Origin of the sequence: Staphylococcus sp. Ze2 (assembly GCF_048568365.1) — a bacterium.
Taxonomy (GTDB): Bacteria; Bacillota; Bacilli; order Staphylococcales; family Staphylococcaceae; genus Staphylococcus; species Staphylococcus xylosus.
The window spans coordinates 1,910,381-1,927,006 of sequence record NZ_CP183486.1 but is presented as its reverse complement, the minus strand read 5'-3'; the positions used below and the strand labels follow the sequence as shown (position 1 = coordinate 1,927,006).

The 16,626-nt window shown below is 33.5% G+C and carries 16 protein-coding genes; 12 read left to right on the top strand and 4 right to left on the bottom strand.

What is annotated here, in order from left to right; all coding sequences use genetic code 11:
• Positions 1-129 precede the first annotated feature (129 nt).
• The 4 genes from ACM591_RS09100 to ACM591_RS09085 are packed head-to-tail and all read left to right on the top strand — an operon-like array spanning position 130 to position 4,250.
• Positions 130-1,410: a homoserine dehydrogenase gene (locus tag ACM591_RS09100; protein ID WP_029377405.1), complete on the top strand. Its 1,281-nt coding sequence runs from the start codon at positions 130-132 to the stop codon at positions 1,408-1,410.
• Between the two features lie 5 nt (positions 1,411-1,415).
• The gene (thrC, locus tag ACM591_RS09095; RefSeq protein WP_029377404.1) at positions 1,416-2,477 is read left to right on the top strand and encodes a threonine synthase; all 1,062 of its coding nucleotides are present in this window, start codon (positions 1,416-1,418) and stop codon (positions 2,475-2,477) included.
• Position 2,478: 1 nt separating this feature from the next.
• Positions 2,479-3,399, top strand: coding sequence for a homoserine kinase (gene thrB / locus ACM591_RS09090; RefSeq protein ID WP_029377403.1), 921 nt, complete (start codon positions 2,479-2,481; stop codon positions 3,397-3,399).
• Positions 3,400-3,443: 44 nt separating this feature from the next.
• Positions 3,444-4,250 carry a Cof-type HAD-IIB family hydrolase gene (locus tag ACM591_RS09085; protein WP_029377402.1) on the top strand — a complete coding sequence of 269 codons (807 nt, stop codon included), beginning with the start codon at positions 3,444-3,446 and terminating at the stop codon, positions 4,248-4,250.
• A 237-nt stretch (positions 4,251-4,487) separates the two neighbouring features.
• On the opposite strand, the gene ACM591_RS09080 is transcribed toward ACM591_RS09085, so the two are convergent.
• A complete protein-coding gene (locus tag ACM591_RS09080) occupies positions 4,488-4,802 on the bottom strand; it encodes a hypothetical protein (RefSeq protein WP_029377401.1) in 315 nt (104 codons plus the stop codon).
• Positions 4,803-5,094: 292 nt separating this feature from the next.
• The gene (locus tag ACM591_RS09075; protein ID WP_029377400.1) at positions 5,095-6,540 is read right to left on the bottom strand and encodes an amino acid permease; all 1,446 of its coding nucleotides are present in this window, start codon (positions 6,538-6,540) and stop codon (positions 5,095-5,097) included.
• 224 nt (positions 6,541-6,764) lie between these two features.
• Here ACM591_RS09075 and ACM591_RS09070 point away from each other — a divergent pair, with 224 nt between their 5' ends.
• On the top strand, positions 6,765-8,252 hold the full coding sequence (locus ACM591_RS09070; RefSeq protein WP_186335271.1) for a catalase: 1,488 nt from the start codon (positions 6,765-6,767) through the stop codon (positions 8,250-8,252).
• Between the two features lie 300 nt (positions 8,253-8,552).
• Entirely contained in the window at positions 8,553-9,869 is a 1,317-nt protein-coding gene (locus ACM591_RS09065) for an IS1182 family transposase (RefSeq protein WP_418354371.1), read from the top strand.
• A 344-nt stretch (positions 9,870-10,213) separates the two neighbouring features.
• Here the strand turns inward: ACM591_RS09065 and rpmG are convergent, their stop codons facing one another.
• Positions 10,214-10,363, bottom strand: coding sequence for a 50S ribosomal protein L33 (gene rpmG, locus ACM591_RS09060; RefSeq protein ID WP_017724369.1), 150 nt, complete (start codon positions 10,361-10,363; stop codon positions 10,214-10,216).
• Positions 10,364-10,513: 150 nt separating this feature from the next.
• On the opposite strand from rpmG, the gene rpsN reads away from it, so the two are divergent.
• The 3 genes from rpsN to ACM591_RS09045 all read left to right on the top strand — a co-directional run bounded on the left by rpsN (position 10,514) and on the right by ACM591_RS09045 (position 12,985).
• On the top strand, positions 10,514-10,783 hold the full coding sequence (gene rpsN / locus ACM591_RS09055) for a 30S ribosomal protein S14 (protein ID WP_017724370.1): 270 nt from the start codon (positions 10,514-10,516) through the stop codon (positions 10,781-10,783).
• 190 nt (positions 10,784-10,973) lie between these two features.
• Positions 10,974-11,951 (top strand): GMP reductase, encoded by a 978-nt coding sequence (gene guaC / locus ACM591_RS09050; protein ID WP_186335270.1) that lies wholly within the window; start codon positions 10,974-10,976, stop codon positions 11,949-11,951.
• A 35-nt stretch (positions 11,952-11,986) separates the two neighbouring features.
• Positions 11,987-12,985 carry a CAP-associated domain-containing protein gene (locus ACM591_RS09045; protein ID WP_069796579.1) on the top strand — a complete coding sequence of 333 codons (999 nt, stop codon included), beginning with the start codon at positions 11,987-11,989 and terminating at the stop codon, positions 12,983-12,985.
• Positions 12,986-13,182: 197 nt separating this feature from the next.
• Here the strand turns inward: ACM591_RS09045 and lexA are convergent, their stop codons facing one another.
• Positions 13,183-13,806: a transcriptional repressor LexA gene (gene lexA, locus ACM591_RS09040; RefSeq protein ID WP_029377397.1), complete on the bottom strand. Its 624-nt coding sequence runs from the start codon at positions 13,804-13,806 to the stop codon at positions 13,183-13,185.
• A gap of 142 nt (positions 13,807-13,948) precedes the next feature.
• Between lexA and sosA the strand changes: the two genes are divergently transcribed.
• The 3 genes from sosA (at position 13,949) to tkt (ending at position 16,625) form a co-directional block, all read left to right on the top strand.
• A complete protein-coding gene (gene sosA, locus ACM591_RS09035) occupies positions 13,949-14,182 on the top strand; it encodes a DNA damage-induced cell division inhibitor SosA (RefSeq protein ID WP_029377396.1) in 234 nt (77 codons plus the stop codon).
• Positions 14,183-14,311: 129 nt separating this feature from the next.
• Positions 14,312-14,560, top strand: a complete 249-nt coding sequence (locus tag ACM591_RS09030; protein WP_029377395.1) for a DUF896 domain-containing protein — start codon at positions 14,312-14,314, stop codon at positions 14,558-14,560.
• A 76-nt stretch (positions 14,561-14,636) separates the two neighbouring features.
• Positions 14,637-16,625, top strand: coding sequence for a transketolase (gene tkt, locus ACM591_RS09025; protein WP_029377393.1), 1,989 nt, complete (start codon positions 14,637-14,639; stop codon positions 16,623-16,625).
• The last annotated feature ends 1 nt before the right edge of the window (position 16,626 follow it).

The window sequence follows — 16,626 nt, the reverse complement described above, 5'->3', positions numbered from 1 at the left end:
ATAGGATATATATAGAATCTAAATTTTCACCTTTACAAAAATAATGAATGAATTTATACTATACCATATTCAAGTATTTTTCAACTGTACAACTGTATTTTTTAGAAGAACAATCGGAGGAATGAAATTATGAAGGAATTAAATGTAGCCTTATTAGGTTTAGGAACTGTAGGTTCTGGTGTAGTAAAAATTATTGAAGAAAATAGAGAACAAATACAAGAAACAATGAATAAAAATATTAATATTCGACACATATTGGTTCGAGATAAATCAAGACAACGTCCAATCAATGTGTCGAATTATAATTTAACTGAAGATATTGATGAAATTTTAAACGATGATTCAATTGATATTATAGTAGAAGTTATGGGTGGTATTGAGCCAACGGTGGATTGGTTGAAGCGCGCATTAAGTCAGAAGAAACATGTTGTGACTGCAAATAAAGATTTATTAGCAGTACATCTAAATGTATTAGAAGATTTAGCTCAAGAAAATGATGTAGCATTGAAATATGAAGCTAGTGTCGCAGGTGGTATTCCAATTGTAAACGCAATTAACAATGGATTAAATGCTAATAACATTAGTAAGTTTATGGGTATTTTAAATGGCACATCTAATTTTATTCTAAGTAAAATGACAAAAGAGCAAACGTCATTCGAAGATGCATTAGACGAAGCTAAAAGATTGGGCTTTGCAGAAGCGGATCCAACTGATGATGTTGAAGGTATCGATGCTGCTAGAAAAGTTGTCATTACTTCTTACTTATCATTTAATAGAGTGATTAATTTAGACGATGTGGTAAGACATGGTATTAGTGATGTTGAGCCTTCAGACATTAAAGTTGCCGATGATCTTGGTTATAAGATTAAGTTAATTGGTAAAGGGACATATGAACATGGTCAAGTACAAGCTTCTGTCTCACCTACACTTATAAACAAATCCCATCAATTAGCCGCTGTTGAAGATGAGTTTAATGCAATTTATGTCATCGGTGATGCAGTGGGTGAAACAATGTTTTACGGGAAAGGTGCTGGTAGTCTAGCTACTGGAAGCGCAGTTGTAAGTGACTTGCTAAATGTAACATTAAATTTTGATACGAATTTACACACATTACCGCCACATTTTGAATTAAAAACTGAAAAGACGAAAGCGATTATGGACGATGGAGATACGGTATCAATTAAGGAAAAAGAAAGTTACTACGTTGTCGTGCAAACAGACGGTGAAGATATAAGTAAAGTTGAAACCTTACTTAAGGGTGTATTACCTTTCCACAAATCATTAGCAGTAACTGAACGTGACGCTCATACAGTAGGTGTTGCAGTAATAGGAATCGATGAAAATCCAGAAGCATCAATTAAAGAGTCAGGTTATATCGTTAAGAAAATTTATCCAGTAGAAGGGGTTTAATTAATATGAAGAATTGGAAAGGTTTAGTAGAAGAATTTAAAAATTATTTACCAGTAACTGAAAAAACACCATCATTATCATTAAATGAGGGCCACACACCATTAATTTATTGTGAAAACATGTCTAAAATGCTAGGTATTGAACTACATGTAAAATATGAAGGTGCCAATCCGACAGGTTCATTTAAAGATAGAGGTATGGTTATGGCAATGGCTAAAGCGAAAGAAGAAGGCAAGAAAATTGTAATTTGTGCTTCTACCGGAAATACTTCAGCTTCGGCAGCTGCATATGCAGCACGTGCTGGATTAAAAGCTATTGTAGTTATTCCAGAAGGTAAAATCGCTTTAGGTAAATTGTCACAAGCTGTGATGTACGGAGCAGAAATTGTATCAATAGAAGGTAATTTTGACGAAGCTTTAGAAATTGTTCAAGAAATTGCTAAAAATGGAGAAATTGCTCTAGTAAATTCAGTAAACCCTTATCGTATTGAAGGGCAAAAAACAGCTGCTTTCGAGGTCATCCAACAATTAGACGGTGTGGCACCTGATATTTTATCAATACCAGTAGGTAATGCTGGAAACATTTCTGCATATTGGAAAGGTTTCAAAGATTACCATGAAGCAAATGATACGCAATTACCACAAATGTTTGGTTTTCAAGCGGAAGGTGCTTCGCCAATCGTTCAAAATAAAGTAGTAAAAGACCCAGACACGGTTGCCACAGCAATTAGAATTGGAAATCCTGCAAGTTGGGATAAAGCAACTGCTGCACTTGAAGAATCTAATGGACAAATAGATAGCGTTACTGACGAAGAAATTTTAGAGGCATATCAATTGATGGCGCGTAACGAAGGTGTATTCAGTGAGCCAGCTAGTAATGCTTCAATTGCAGGACTTATCAAGTTACATCGAGCAGGCAAATTACCTCAAGGTAAAAAAGTGGTTTCTGTATTAACTGGTAATGGTTTGAAAGATCCAGATACTGCAATTTCCTTGTTGGATAATCCAATTAAACCATTGCCAAATGATAGAGAAAGTATTTTAGATTATATCAAAGGGGCAATTTAGCATGAGCGAAAGGTTACATTTGAAAATACCAGCATCTACTGCAAATTTAGGTGTTGGATTTGATTCAATTGGTATGGCATTAAATAAATTTTTATATTTAGATGTGAAAATAAGTAATGATGATCATTGGTCGTTTAACCATATCGGTCCTAATGTGGAAGGTTTACCAACAGATAATAGTCATTACATTTACCAAATCGCACAAAAGGTTGCGCACAAGTATAATGTGGTTTTACCTACGTTAGAAATTGAAATGAGAAGTGAAATTCCTTTGGCTAGAGGATTAGGATCTTCGGCATCTGCTTTAGTAGGTGCCTTATACATAGCAAATTATTTTGGTGATATTGAGTTATCAAAATATGAATTATTGCAACTCGCTACCGAATTTGAAGGTCATCCTGATAATGTCGCACCGACGATATACGGTGGATTAGTGTTAGGTTATTATAATCCGGAAACTAAGGTAACTGATGTTTCTTATATTGATACACCTAAATTAGATATCATTATTACAGTGCCATCTTATGAATTAAGAACGGTTGATTCAAGAAATGCTTTACCTGATACCTTTTCACATAAAAAAGCTGTTCAAAATAGCGCGATTAGTAATACGATGATTAGTGCACTTATTCAACATAATTACGTATTAGCTGGAAAAATGATGGAACAAGATGGGTTTCATGAACCATATAGACAAGATTTAATTCCTGAATTCCAGACAATTAAAGGACTAGCAAAACAATATTTAGCATATGCTACGGTGATAAGTGGTGCAGGTCCAACTGTACTTACTATGATAGCTCCTGAACGTAGTGGTGAATTAGTTAGAGAGTTGAAAAGAACATTTGAAAATTGTCGTTCAGAGTTGGTGACGATTAATGAGACTGGTGTTGAACTCAAAGTGTTGTACCAACGTCAATAATTTGTTGTAATATATAGTGAAGACGTTGAAGGGAGACAAGCAACATGAGTGAATATAAAATGATAGTAATGGATATGGATGACACGTTGATGAACCATGACAATCAAATGAGTCCTGAAACAGAAAGTTATTTAATTGATATACAAAATAAAGGATACAAAGTTGTATTAGCATCAGGACGTCCTACAGAAGGTATGTTACCTACTGCTAAAACTTTACAATTGGATAAATTTCAAAGTTATGTAATTAGCTATAATGGTGGAAAAACCGTAAATGTTAATACGGAAACGGTGGAAGTAAGCCGTACTGTTTCTAAAGAAAATTTTGATTTTATAGTCGATTATTGTAGAAAAAATGGATTATTTGTATTAACTTATCAAGATGGGTTTATTGTTTACGAAGGTGAACATGAATATATGAATATTGAGTCTGAATTAACTGGGCTTCCTATGAAGCGTGTAGATGACTTGAAGGATTTCATTCAAGAAGATGTACCTAAAGTGATGGGCGTTGATTATGTACCAACTATTACAGGTCTCAATAAAGATTTGGCCGGCCATTTTAATGAAGAAATTGATGTTACTACAAGTAAACCTTATTTCTTAGAATTTATGGCTAATGGTGTATCCAAAGGAAATGCCGTCACTGAATTATGTAAAAAAGTGCAAGTTAATCTATCAGAAGTAATTGCTTTTGGTGACAGCGCCAATGATATCTCCATGTTAAAGGTTGTTGGACATGCTGTAGCAATGGGAAATGCTAATGATGATGTGAAAAAAGTTGCTGATGAGGTAACTTTAAGTAACAGTGATAATGGTATTCCACATGCTTTAAGAAACTTATTAAAATAAAAATAAAGCCCGAGACACACTTAATTATGTGTTTCGGGCTTTATTTTTTATTGATAATGGTTGCTTGTAAATATTCTAAAAATAGTTTGTACATGATCACTGAAATCAATTCAATAAATATAGGATTTTAGCGAGGCAGTCCCTGTTTGATAAGTTTAAATCAATGTGTTTATCACTTTATAAAAGATTGCAATAGTTAGATGCCTAATACACTAAGTATTCAATATATGCTATAGATTACTTAGCAGTATGTGTCCATTCGTTTTTGCCACGATGTCGCTTGACGTGTGCATATACATGATCTGCCGTATAGTCTAAGTTAGTATAAACAGTTATTGCGAATGCAGATTGGTTTTCCTCAAAGTCTTCTTGTAAAAATAAGTCTTTCAAATGTTCAAAAAGACTTTCCATTTGTGAATGGTCTAAACTACTATACTCTCTTAATGTACGTTTGATTAAGCGCTGATGCTTATCTTCAAGTGATTGCACAACTATAACGAAGCGTTCTTCAGTTTCTAAAATATCGTCAAATAAATTCGTTTGCCCAATCATATTCTTCACCTCTAAGTTACGTCATTGTTATTAATTATTATACTATATTTCTATATAACTGAAAATAACTGAGGCTTATGTATTTAGAAAGAGTTAATAAAATTGTTCGGGTGTTATATTGATAAATCTATGTAATTTAAATAAAGTACTATATAACAAAAAAGGGATACGAAATCAATGTTTGAAATTGCTTTCGTATCCCCATTTTTCATAACTTTGAGATATCATTTTCAGTTGTTAATGTTCTCTCCATATTAAAGGGTGTTTATACATCTTTAATTATGAAATATAACTAGTCTAAATCGTGACGTTTTAAGTCAATTTCTTCAAGTTTTACAATTTTAGTTTTTCTAATAAATTTATGTACTAAGTATATTAGAACTAAAATGACAATAGGTGTTATATTTCTAAATAATGCACCAATATCTCCTGATAATACTGCTCCGAACGAATTTCCTCCAAACAAGAACAGTAAAGCGATGATTACAATAATCGGCCCTAAAGGATAAAATGGTGCTTTATATGGTAGTACATCTTTAGGGTCTTTGTTTTGCTTTTTAATTGCCAAGCGAAGTCTGATTTGAGCTAGAATACTAGCTGCCCAAATAACAATAACTAAAGAACCGATGATATTGAGTAATGTAAACACAATATCAGATTTGAATTGAGCCAATATAATTACTGCTAATACAATAATGAAAGTTGTAAATAGAGCAACTATAGGTAATTTTGTTGTTTTATTTAATTTTGCTAAAAATCTAGGTGCTTGTTTGTCTTCAGCCATTGAGTACAACATTCTACTAGTGGTATAAATACCTGAGTTAGCTGCTGATAACAACGAAGTTAAGATAACTGCATTAATTACAGATGCTGCAAAAGCAATTCCTACACGGTCAAAGACAATTGTAAAGGGACTTTGAGATACTGATTCGCTTTCGTTTAGTAACAAAGGATCAGTATAAGGTATGATTGCAGATATAACAGCAATAGATAATACATAGAATAATAATATTCTCCAAAACACTTGTTTTATCGCTTTTGGCATTGAACGATCAGGATTAGATGATTCACCCGCAGTGACTGCAACTACCTCTGTACCACCAACTGAGAAACCTGCAACGAGTAACACGCCTAAGAAACCTGAAAAACCACCAACGAATGGTGCTTCGCCCATAGTATAATTTGACAGTCCATATGTTTTACCACCTAAAATACCAACGATAGTTAGAACACCGACAGCGATAAAGATGATAATTGTGATTACTTTAATTAATGATAACCAAAATTCAGTTTCACCAAATGCTTTAACTGAAAATATATTTAATAAGAAAAGTAAACATAAAAAGATAATACTCCAAGTTACTGGACTGAAAAATTGAAACGTATCCCAATAATTAAGTACACTTGCAGAAATAATGATATCCACGCTAGTAACTAGTAACCATATTGCCCAATAGAGCCATCCCATCGTAAACCCTAAGGACTTATCTACAAATCGAGTAGAATAAGAACTGAAAGATCCTGAAACAGGATAAAATGTTGCTAGTTCCCCAATGGAAGACATTAAGAAATACAACATTACCCCAATAATTAAATAAGCTAATATTGCACCACCAGGACCAGCTTGAGAAATTACATTACCTGTAGCAACAAAAAGTCCGGTTCCAATGGCACCGCCAATTGCTATCATTGAAATATGTCGAGAATTTAAACCACGATTCATATTATTTTGTGCCATAATAAGTCTCCTAATAGTTAATTAAAATATATACACTCCATTTTAATGCTTTTGATAGACACAAGCAATGCTTTTTCTCAGCTAAAAGTCAAGAAATGTTTAAATATTGCGAAAATAGTCTAATTAATTAATGTTGGATATGTTGCTTTTAAAACTACTTTACATTAAAATAAGTACTAGGTAATAATAATTATTATTTAGGTAGAGAATGAGGGGGAAATGTGATGAGCAACAATAAAAAATTAACTAGCCTATTTGGTGCACCAGTTTCTGATAGAGAAAATAGTATGACTGCAGGACCAAGGGGCCCACTAGTAATGCAAGATTGGTATTTTTTAGAACAAATGGCTCACTTTGACAGAGAAGTGATTCCGGAACGACGTATGCATGCAAAAGGATCAGGAGCATTTGGTACTTTTACAGTTACAAATGATATCACGCAATATACTTCAGCGAGTATTTTCTCTGAAGTTGGTAAACAGACTGAAATGTTTGCGCGTTTTTCAACAGTAGCAGGTGAACGTGGTGCAGCAGATGCAGAGCGTGATATTCGTGGATTCGCATTAAAGTTCTATACAGATGAAGGGAACTGGGATTTAGTTGGTAATAACACGCCTGTATTCTTCTTTAGAGATCCTAAATTATTTGCGAGTTTAAATCACGCGGTCAAACGTGATCCAAGAACAAATATGCGTAGTGCGCAAAATAATTGGGATTTTTGGACGTCACTACCAGAAGCTTTACATCAGGTTACAATCTTGATGTCTGATCGTGGTATTCCAAAAGGTTATAGAAATATGCATGGTTTTGGTTCTCATACTTACTCAATGTATAACGACAAAGGTGAACGTGTTTGGGTGAAATTCCATCATAGAACACAACAAGGTATTGAAAATCTTCAACCTGACGAAGCAGCGAAAATTATTGCTGATGATAGAGAATCGTCACAACGTGATTTATTTGAAGCAATTGAAAATAAAGATTATCCAAAATGGAAGACGTACATCCAAGTCATGACGGAAGAACAAGCAAGAAACCATAAAGATAATCCGTTTGATTTAACAAAAGTTTGGTACAAAGGTGATTATCCATTAATAGAAGTAGGGGAATGGGAACTTAACAGAAACCCAGATAACTATTTCCAAGATGTGGAACAAGCTGCTTTTGCACCTACAAATATTGTGCCTGGCATAGATTTCTCACCAGATAAAATGTTGCAAGGTCGCTTATTCTCATATGGAGATGCGCAACGTTATAGATTAGGTGTGAATCATTGGCAAATACCAGTAAATCAACCAAAAGGTGTAGGTGTTGAAAACATTTGCCCATTTAGTAGAGATGGCCAAATGAGAATCTTGGATAATAATCAAGGTGGCGGCACGCATTATTATCCAAATAGTGATGGTTCATTTGAAGATCAACCTGAATTCAAAAAGCCTGGCTTAAAAGTTGAAGGCGAAGCTTATGAATATGACTTCAGACAAGATGACGACAACTACTTTGAACAACCAGGACGTTTATTTAGATTACAATCTAAAGAACAACAAGAGCGCATTTTTGAAAATACTGCTAATGAGATGCAAGGTACTACATTAGAAGTACAACACCGTCACATTCGCCACTGTTACAAAGCTGATAGTGAATATGGTAAAGGCGTAGCGAAAGCTTTAGGTATTGATATTAATGATGTTGATTTAGAAATCAAAGATTAATAATGTCAAAAACAGCGAGGGAATGAATACTCTATTAATTAAGTGTTCCAACCCTTTTGAAAATAGTGATAGTTTAGTAGTATTTTCTTACAAGTAAAAAGAGACCCTTTATGGGTCTCTCAGACTGTCGACAAAGTCTCCGACTTTGTTGGCAGTTTTTTTGTGCACGCTTTCCGCGGGCACTGCCTTAGCCTGTAGTCTTCGGCTAGCGCTCTTCCCGCAGGAGTCGGCCCAAATCACTGCCAATATTATACGAAAAATATTATAATATATATAAATTAAACAGTGGTGGTGTTTATTATGTTGAATAAATCAATTGATAAAAGAGATCAATATGAAATGATTTCTATTTCTGAATTAGTCCCTAATAATCATTTATTACGTAAAGTCGATACGATATTAGATTTAAATTTTGTATATGAACTTGTCGAAGACAAATATTGTCTCGATAATGGTAGACCTTCTATAGATCCAGTTATTTTAGTAAAAATATTACTTATACAAAGACTATTTGGTATCAAATCAATGAGACAAACAATTAAAGAAATAGAAACAAATGTAGCTTACCGTTGGTATTTAGGATATAGCTTTTTAGATAAAGTACCTCATTTTGGGACTTTTAGTAAAAACTATACACGTCGCTTTCATGATACGGATTTATTTGAACAAATATTTGAGAAAATACTCGAAATAGCTATCAAAAATAACTTAATCGATCACTCATCTTTATTTATTGATTCCACCCATATTAAAGCAAATGCAAATAAAAATAAGTATATTACAGAAATTGTTAAAAAAGATACACTTCACTTTCAAGAAGAATTGGACAATGAAATAAATGAACAAAGGTTAGCACAAGGAAAAAAGCCATTAAAAAATAAAAAGAAGGAGGAATATAAAACAAAAAAGGTAAGTACAACTGATCCAGAAGCTGGATACTATGTAAAAGGAGAACGAGAAAAGCAATTTGCTTATAGTTTACATGCATGTGTGGATAAAAATGGTTATATAATTGATAAGCATGTGACGCCCGGTAATATTCATGATAGTACACAACTCAAACCAATGATTGAAAGACTAGAAGCAAAGCAGATGTTGCCTATTACATTAGCAATTGACTCAGGTTATAAAACACCTTTTAATACCCACTTTTTACTTGAAAAAGCAATTGTACCAGCAATGCCCTATACAAGACCTAAGGGGAAACCTGGATTTTTCAGAACAAAAGATTTCATCTACGATGAATATTATGATACTTATATTTGTCCTAATGATGAAATTTTATCATACAAAAGAACGATGCCGACAGGACACAGGTTATATGTATCAGATGGTTCAATATGTCGAGACTGTCCTGTATTAAGTAAATGTACCGAAAATAAAGATGCCATAAAACAAATTAGAAGACATGTTTGGCAAGACGATTTAGATATAGTTGAAGATTTAAGGTTTATTGATACTGTAAAAAAACAATATAAATTGCGAAGTCAAACAATAGAGAGAAGATTTGGCGATGCAAAAGAACAGCATGGTATGCGATGGACAAGATATAGAGGGCATGACAAAGTTTCCATGGATACCACGCTAATTTGTGCTGCCATGAATCTAAAAAAATAGCAATGTGGTTAGTAAAAGGGCCAATAATGGTCTGAAAGACCACTGCTTTTTGAAAAATAACTATATAAATAAAAATAAACAAACCTTACGCATTAATTTGCGCAAGGTTTGTCTACGTTCTGAAAGAGACCCTTTATGGGTCTCTTTTTCGTATAAATTAGAGTGGTTATTTAGAGATTAAGATGAATAAAAAAAATGCCAACTACAATGATAAAAATGTAGTTGGCAATCACAAGTCATTATAAATTTAATAAAGATAACTCTAGTGCTATAAGCTAAATATCATTACAACATACCCTTGCATTTAAATTGTCGTATTTAAAAAGATAATTTTAGCGGAGAAATTATTTTGTTTCACGATGTAACGTATATTTGTTTAATCTAGGACAGAATTTTTTTAATTCGATTCTCTCAGGATTATTACGTTTGTTTTTTGTAGAAATATAGTTACGATCGCCACATTCTGTACATGCTAATGTAATATTTACGCGCAAAATTAACACCTCTTTCTTAACAGTAATGATTACGTTTTAAAATTTTAGCATATAAAGAAAATAATTTCAAATACTTTTAAGTTGAAAAATGAAGTGAGTATGTTATTATTTAAATCGTAACTATTACGATTTAAAAGGAGAGACAGAACAATGGCAAAGAAATCAAAAATAGCTAAAGAACAAAAAAGAGAACAATTAGTTGAAGCATATTATGAGTTACGTAAAGAATTAAAAGCTAAAGGTGATTATGAGGCTTTAAGAAAATTACCGAGAGATTCATCACCTACTAGATTAACACGTCGTTGCAAAGTTACAGGTAGACCGAGAGGTGTGTATCGCAAATTTGGGATGTCACGAATTGCATTACGTGAACATGCACATAAAGGGCAAATACCAGGTGTTAAAAAAGCAAGTTGGTAATTTACGACCTAAGTCCATTTACATTTAGTTTAAAACAATGTATATTATCTATTGGTGAAGATAAATAAAAAGTTATTGTTCGGGAATTATAGTAAATGTAACTATTATTCTCCATATAATTATTGAATACATCATTAAAATCTTACCATTAAGTAAATGTTTTATTAAAAATGTTAGGGGTTTATTAACAATGAAAATTTTTGATTATGAAGATATCCAACTTATACCGAATAAATGTATTGTAAATAGTCGTTCTGAATGTGATACGACTGTTCAATTTGGACCGAAAAGTTTTAAATTACCAGTCGTTCCAGCCAATATGCAAACAGTTATGAATGAAGAATTAGCTGAATGGTTCGCTGAAAATGATTATTTCTATATAATGCACAGATTTGATGAAGCGGCACGTATCCCATTTACTAAGAAAATGCATGAAAAAGGGTTAATTGCGTCAATTTCTGTAGGCGTTAAAGAAAGCGAATTTGATTTTGTAGAGCAATTAGCTACTGAAAAAGCAATCCCGGATTATATTACAATTGATATCGCTCATGGCCATTCAGATTCTGTAATCAATATGATTAAACACATTAAACAACACATTCCTGAAGTATTTTTAATTGCGGGTAATGTCGGTACTCCCGAAGGTGTACGTGAATTAGAAAATGCTGGCGCAGACGCTACTAAAGTGGGTATTGGACCTGGAAGAGTTTGTATTACTAAGATTAAAACAGGATTTGGTACAGGCGGTTGGCAACTATCAGCATTGAATAACTGTAGTAAAGCGGCAAGAAAACCAATTATTGCTGATGGTGGTATTAGAACACACGGTGATATTGCTAAATCTATACGCTTTGGTGCATCTATGGTAATGATTGGGTCATTATTTGCTGCACATGAAGAATCTCCTGGTGAAACAGTAGAATTAGATGGTAAATTATATAAAGAATACTTCGGTAGCGCCTCTGAATTCCAAAAAGGTGAGCATAAAAATGTAGAAGGTAAGAAAATGTTTGTTGAGCACAAAGGTTCATTATCTAATACATTGATTGAAATGCAACAAGACTTACAAAGTTCAATTTCATATGCAGGTGGTACTGACCTTAATTCTTTAAGAAAAGTGGATTATGTAATTGTAAGAAATTCAATTTTCAACGGTGATAGAGACTAATATATTAGTAGGTGTAAAAAATTAGAAAATTATTCTTGTATGTACTTACTTTCTTAGTAATTATTCTTGTCTTACCAATCAAAGAAACACAATCGATGTATACAGTACAACAGCAATTGAAAAGCAAAGTTGCTGATTGGACTTCATCAAAGTCAATTAACGAAGATGCATTAAAAGTACCCAGTAAACAAGAATTTGCGGTTAATAATATTCAAATGAATATGACTAAAGGCGCTGTAGAAGAAAAGCTAGGGAGTCCGCAACGTGTCACATCAAATGAATATGGTACAAATTGGCACACGTATTATTCGGATCATTATAGAGCGTTTGTAATGGTTAGTTATATAGATGATAAAGTAAATGCGCTATATAGTAACCAAAACGTTATATCATCTAAATCAAAAATTAAATATGGCACACCTAAAGAGAAGGTGAGAGAACGTTTAGGTAAACCTATTACTGACAAGCAAAAAGGACATGTGAAATTTGATGTTCAAGATGATGAATTTGATAATTTTCATAAAGACAAAATATATACAACAGCTTTTTATGATAAACATGAGAGCAATAACTTAACAGCAATCTTACAAGTTAGTGAAAAAATGGAAAACCGATTACAACAGCAATATGGCGCACCATCTGAGGGATTAGCTCAAAGCTTTGAATTACAAAACTTTGATTTAGTTAATTCAGAACGAGTACAGCATAAGTTAGAGCCACTTAAATATTCTAATAGTATTTCTGATACAGCTAGAAAACACAGTGAAGATATGGCTGAACATAATTATTTTGATCATAATAATTTATCAGGCGATACTCCATTTGATCGTATGGAAGCCGATGGACATGATTTTAATGCAGCAGGTGAAAACTTAGCATATGGTCAAACAAGTAGTATTTACGCTCATCAAGGCTTAATGAATTCATTAGGACATAGAAAGAATATCCTTAAGGAAGAATTTAACACCCTTGGTGTAGGTGTTGACTTTAATAAAGATCGTCAGCCTTATTGGACAGAAAATTATACTGGTTAATGTTTAAGTTTTGTTGTGTAAGGGTATCTGTTATCATGTGAGGATGAAAAGTTATGACAACAAACAAAAAAGACAAAACAGAAGATATACTTGAAAAAGTAAAAGACGTTTTAGAGAAAAACGATAAAAAAAGAGAGGGTGCGCGATGAGCGCATCCTCTTTTTTTTTGAGAGTGTTAGCATTGGTCGAAATATCAATTACATTTCTCTAAATAATCCCACGACTTTTCCTAGTACGGTTACATTATCAAGGTAAATCGGAGCCATTGCACTATTTTCCGGTTGTAAGCGATAACGACTTTTTTCTTTATAGAAACGCTTAACAGTCGCTTCATTCTCTTCTGTCATTGCAACGATAATATCGCCATTCTCTGCAATCGTTTGGCTTCTTACGATAACTTTATCTCCATCCAGAATACCGGCTTCAATCATACTGTCACCAACAACATTTAAGATGAATATATCGCTATTATGGGTTGAAGTGAAATGTTCCGGTAATGGGAAGTATTCTTCAACATTTTCAACTGCAGAAATAGGTACGCCCGCAGTTACTTTCCCTATAACAGGAACGTGTATTGTTTCTTCCATATTAACTGATTCACCTAATTGTTCTGACACAATCTCTATGGCACGAGGCTTAGTCGGGTCCCTTCTAATGTAACCTTTTTCCTCTAATCTAGATAGGTGGCCATGAACTGTAGAACTAGATGCTAATCCGACAGCTTCTCCAATTTCTCTAACGCTCGGTGGATATCCTTTGGATTGAACGGTTTGCTTGATATATTCAAAAATTTCATTTTGTCGTTTAGTTAACTCTCTCATAATAGGCACTCCCTAATTTAATTTAGCTTAATTATAGCATGCTCATAACGTTTTTACAAACGTTTGTTCGTTTGGTCGTTGACATAGAACAGATGTTCTGATAAGGTTTGTATACAAACAAACGTTCTAGGAGTGGTTATGAATGATAAAGAACTATAAATCGCAAATGAAGACTTATTTTATAGTATTAATAGTGACGATGATACTTTGCGCCTTATTTATATTAAGTGCACACAATAGTGCTAATTCAGAACAGACGTACGAAATGACTGACCATCAAATAACAAGTGAATCAGTAATTAGCGAACAAGATAATAGCGAAACTAAAATACAAGGCGAACAAAGTTCACAACAAGTGATGGCAGCTGTTCACTAATAACTGATAGTGGCATGAATTTTTTATTATATAGAACTGTTAATAATAGTATTTTTTGTGAGCGAAACCATTTAGTTTCGTTCACTTTTTTGTTATATTTTTCTATATAAATAATTTCGGAGGTTTATTATGGCTGAAAAAGACGGTGTAGATTTACAACGCATAAATGAATTAGCAAAAAAGAAAAAAGAAAAAGGCTTGACTGAAAAAGAAGCTAAAGAACAATCTAAATTGAGAAAAGCTTACTTAGATTCATTTAGAGAAAAATTTAAGCAACAAATTGAAAATACAAGAGTCATAGATCCTGAAGGAAATGATGTAACACCTGATAAAGTGAAAAATATATTAGATTCTAAAAATAAAGAAGATAAAAACTAAATCATTTTTTTGTTAAATAGATACCAAATAAGGTATAATGAGATAGAAACTTGCTAGAAGAAAGGAAGTCATTTAGATGAATAAAGAAAAAGATCAATTAGCGGTAGATACGATTAGAGCGCTAAGTATCGATGCAGTTGAACAAGCAAATTCAGGACACCCTGGATTACCAATGGGTGCGGCTCCTATGGCGTACACATTATGGACACGTCACTTAAATTTTAATCCCCAATCAAAAGATTTCTTCGATAGAGATCGTTTTGTATTATCTGCTGGACATGGTTCTGCGTTATTATATAGCCTATTACATGTTTCAGGTAGTTTAGAATTAGAAGAGTTAAAAGAATTTAGACAATGGGGTTCTAAAACACCGGGACATCCAGAGTTTAGACACACTGATGGTGTAGAAGTTACAACTGGTCCACTTGGACAAGGATTTGCTATGTCTGTTGGTATGGCTATGGCTGAAAAACACTTAGCAGGTAAATTTAATAAAGAAGATGCTAAAGTTGTTGACCATTACACATATGTACTTGCTTCAGATGGTGACTTAATGGAAGGTATTTCTCACGAAGCAGCTTCATTAGCAGGACATAACCAATTAGACAAATTGATTGTTTTATATGATTCAAATGATATCTCATTAGATGGAGATTTAGATAAAGCCTTTTCTGAAGATGTTAAAGGTCGTTTTGAAGCCTATGGTTGGAAGCACATTTTAGTTGAAGAAGGTAATGATTTAGACGCAATCGATAAAGCGATTGAAGAAGCTAAATCTCAAGATGTACCAACAATTATTGAAATTAAAACGATTATTGGTTTTGGTGCTCCTAATAAACAAGCTTCACATGGTGTCCACGGTGCGCCACTTGGTGAGGATGAAAGAAAATTAACACTTGAAAACTATGGTTTAGACCCTGAAAAACGTTTCAATGTTCCAGAAGAAGTTTATGAAATTTTCCAACAAAGTATGTTGAAACGTGCTAACGAAAAAGAAGAAGCATGGAATAAACTTGTTGAAGAGTATAGTAATAAATATCCTGAATTAGCTGAAGAATTTAAATTGGCTATCAGCGGTAAATTACCAGAAAACTATAAAGATGAGTTACCACACTTTGAAGCTGGACATAGCGGTGCTTCACGTGCTGACTCTGGTGAAGTAATTCAAACTTTAAGTAAAACTGTACCTTCATTCTTTGGCGGTTCAGCGGACTTAGCTGGTTCAAATAAATCAAATGTCAAAGATGCGACAGATTTTGATAAAGATACACCAGAAGGTAAAAATATTTGGTTTGGTGTTCGTGAATTTGCAATGGGCGCTGCAGTAAATGGTATGGCTGCACATGGTGGTTTACACCCTTATGGCGCAACTTTCTTTGTGTTTAGTGACTACCTAAAACCAGCATTACGTCTGTCATCAATCATGGGATTAAACTCAACGTTTATTTTTACACATGATTCAATTGCAGTTGGAGAAGATGGTCCTACACATGAACCAATTGAACAATTAGCTGGTTTACGTGCTATTCCAAACATGAATGTTATTCGTCCAGCCGATGGTAACGAAACACGTGTAGCTTGGGAAGTAGCATTAGAATCTGAAGATGCACCAACTTCACTTGTTTTAACTCGTCAAAATCTTACTACTATGGATTTACCGAAAGAAACTGTAGAAGAAGGCGTACGTAAAGGTGCTTATGTAGTATTTGAATCAGATAAAGAACCAGAATTCTTATTATTAGCTACAGGTTCAGAAGTTAACTTAGCACTTGAAGCTGCTAAAGACTTAGAAGCACAAGGTAAAGGTGTACGTGTTGTTTCTATGCCAAACTGGAATGCGTTCGATCAACAAACTGCTGAATATAAAGAATCAGTATTGCCATCATCAATTACTAAACGTGTAGCAATTGAAATGGCTTCACCACTTGGTTGGCATAAATATGTAGGTACTGAAGGTAAAGTTATCGGTATCGACGGTTTTGGTGCTAGTGCGCCTGGAGACTTAGTTGTTGAAAAATATGGCTTTACAAAAGAAAATGTATTGAATCAAATTCAAACATTTTAAT

What these genes read in the sequence shown, in the direction of transcription:
- ACM591_RS09065 (WP_418354371.1), top strand. Translation starts at nt 8,553, where the DNA reads ATGTTGAATAAATCAATTGATAAAAGAGATCAATATGAAATGATTTCT.
- rpsN (WP_017724370.1), top strand. Translation starts at nt 10,514, where the DNA reads ATGGCAAAGAAATCAAAAATAGCTAAAGAACAAAAAAGAGAACAATTA.
- ACM591_RS09030 (WP_029377395.1), top strand. Translation starts at nt 14,312, where the DNA reads ATGGCTGAAAAAGACGGTGTAGATTTACAACGCATAAATGAATTAGCA.
- ACM591_RS09085 (WP_029377402.1), top strand. Translation starts at nt 3,444, where the DNA reads ATGAGTGAATATAAAATGATAGTAATGGATATGGATGACACGTTGATG.
- thrB (WP_029377403.1), top strand. Translation starts at nt 2,479, where the DNA reads ATGAGCGAAAGGTTACATTTGAAAATACCAGCATCTACTGCAAATTTA.
- tkt (WP_029377393.1), top strand. Translation starts at nt 14,637, where the DNA reads ATGAATAAAGAAAAAGATCAATTAGCGGTAGATACGATTAGAGCGCTA.
- ACM591_RS09100 (WP_029377405.1), top strand. Translation starts at nt 130, where the DNA reads ATGAAGGAATTAAATGTAGCCTTATTAGGTTTAGGAACTGTAGGTTCT.
- thrC (WP_029377404.1), top strand. Translation starts at nt 1,416, where the DNA reads ATGAAGAATTGGAAAGGTTTAGTAGAAGAATTTAAAAATTATTTACCA.
- sosA (WP_029377396.1), top strand. Translation starts at nt 13,949, where the DNA reads ATGATAAAGAACTATAAATCGCAAATGAAGACTTATTTTATAGTATTA.
- ACM591_RS09070 (WP_186335271.1), top strand. Translation starts at nt 6,765, where the DNA reads ATGAGCAACAATAAAAAATTAACTAGCCTATTTGGTGCACCAGTTTCT.
- ACM591_RS09075 (WP_029377400.1), bottom strand. Translation starts at nt 6,540, where the DNA reads ATGGCACAAAATAATATGAATCGTGGTTTAAATTCTCGACATATTTCA.
- lexA (WP_029377397.1), bottom strand. Translation starts at nt 13,806, where the DNA reads ATGAGAGAGTTAACTAAACGACAAAATGAAATTTTTGAATATATCAAG.
- guaC (WP_186335270.1), top strand. Translation starts at nt 10,974, where the DNA reads ATGAAAATTTTTGATTATGAAGATATCCAACTTATACCGAATAAATGT.
- ACM591_RS09080 (WP_029377401.1), bottom strand. Translation starts at nt 4,802, where the DNA reads ATGATTGGGCAAACGAATTTATTTGACGATATTTTAGAAACTGAAGAA.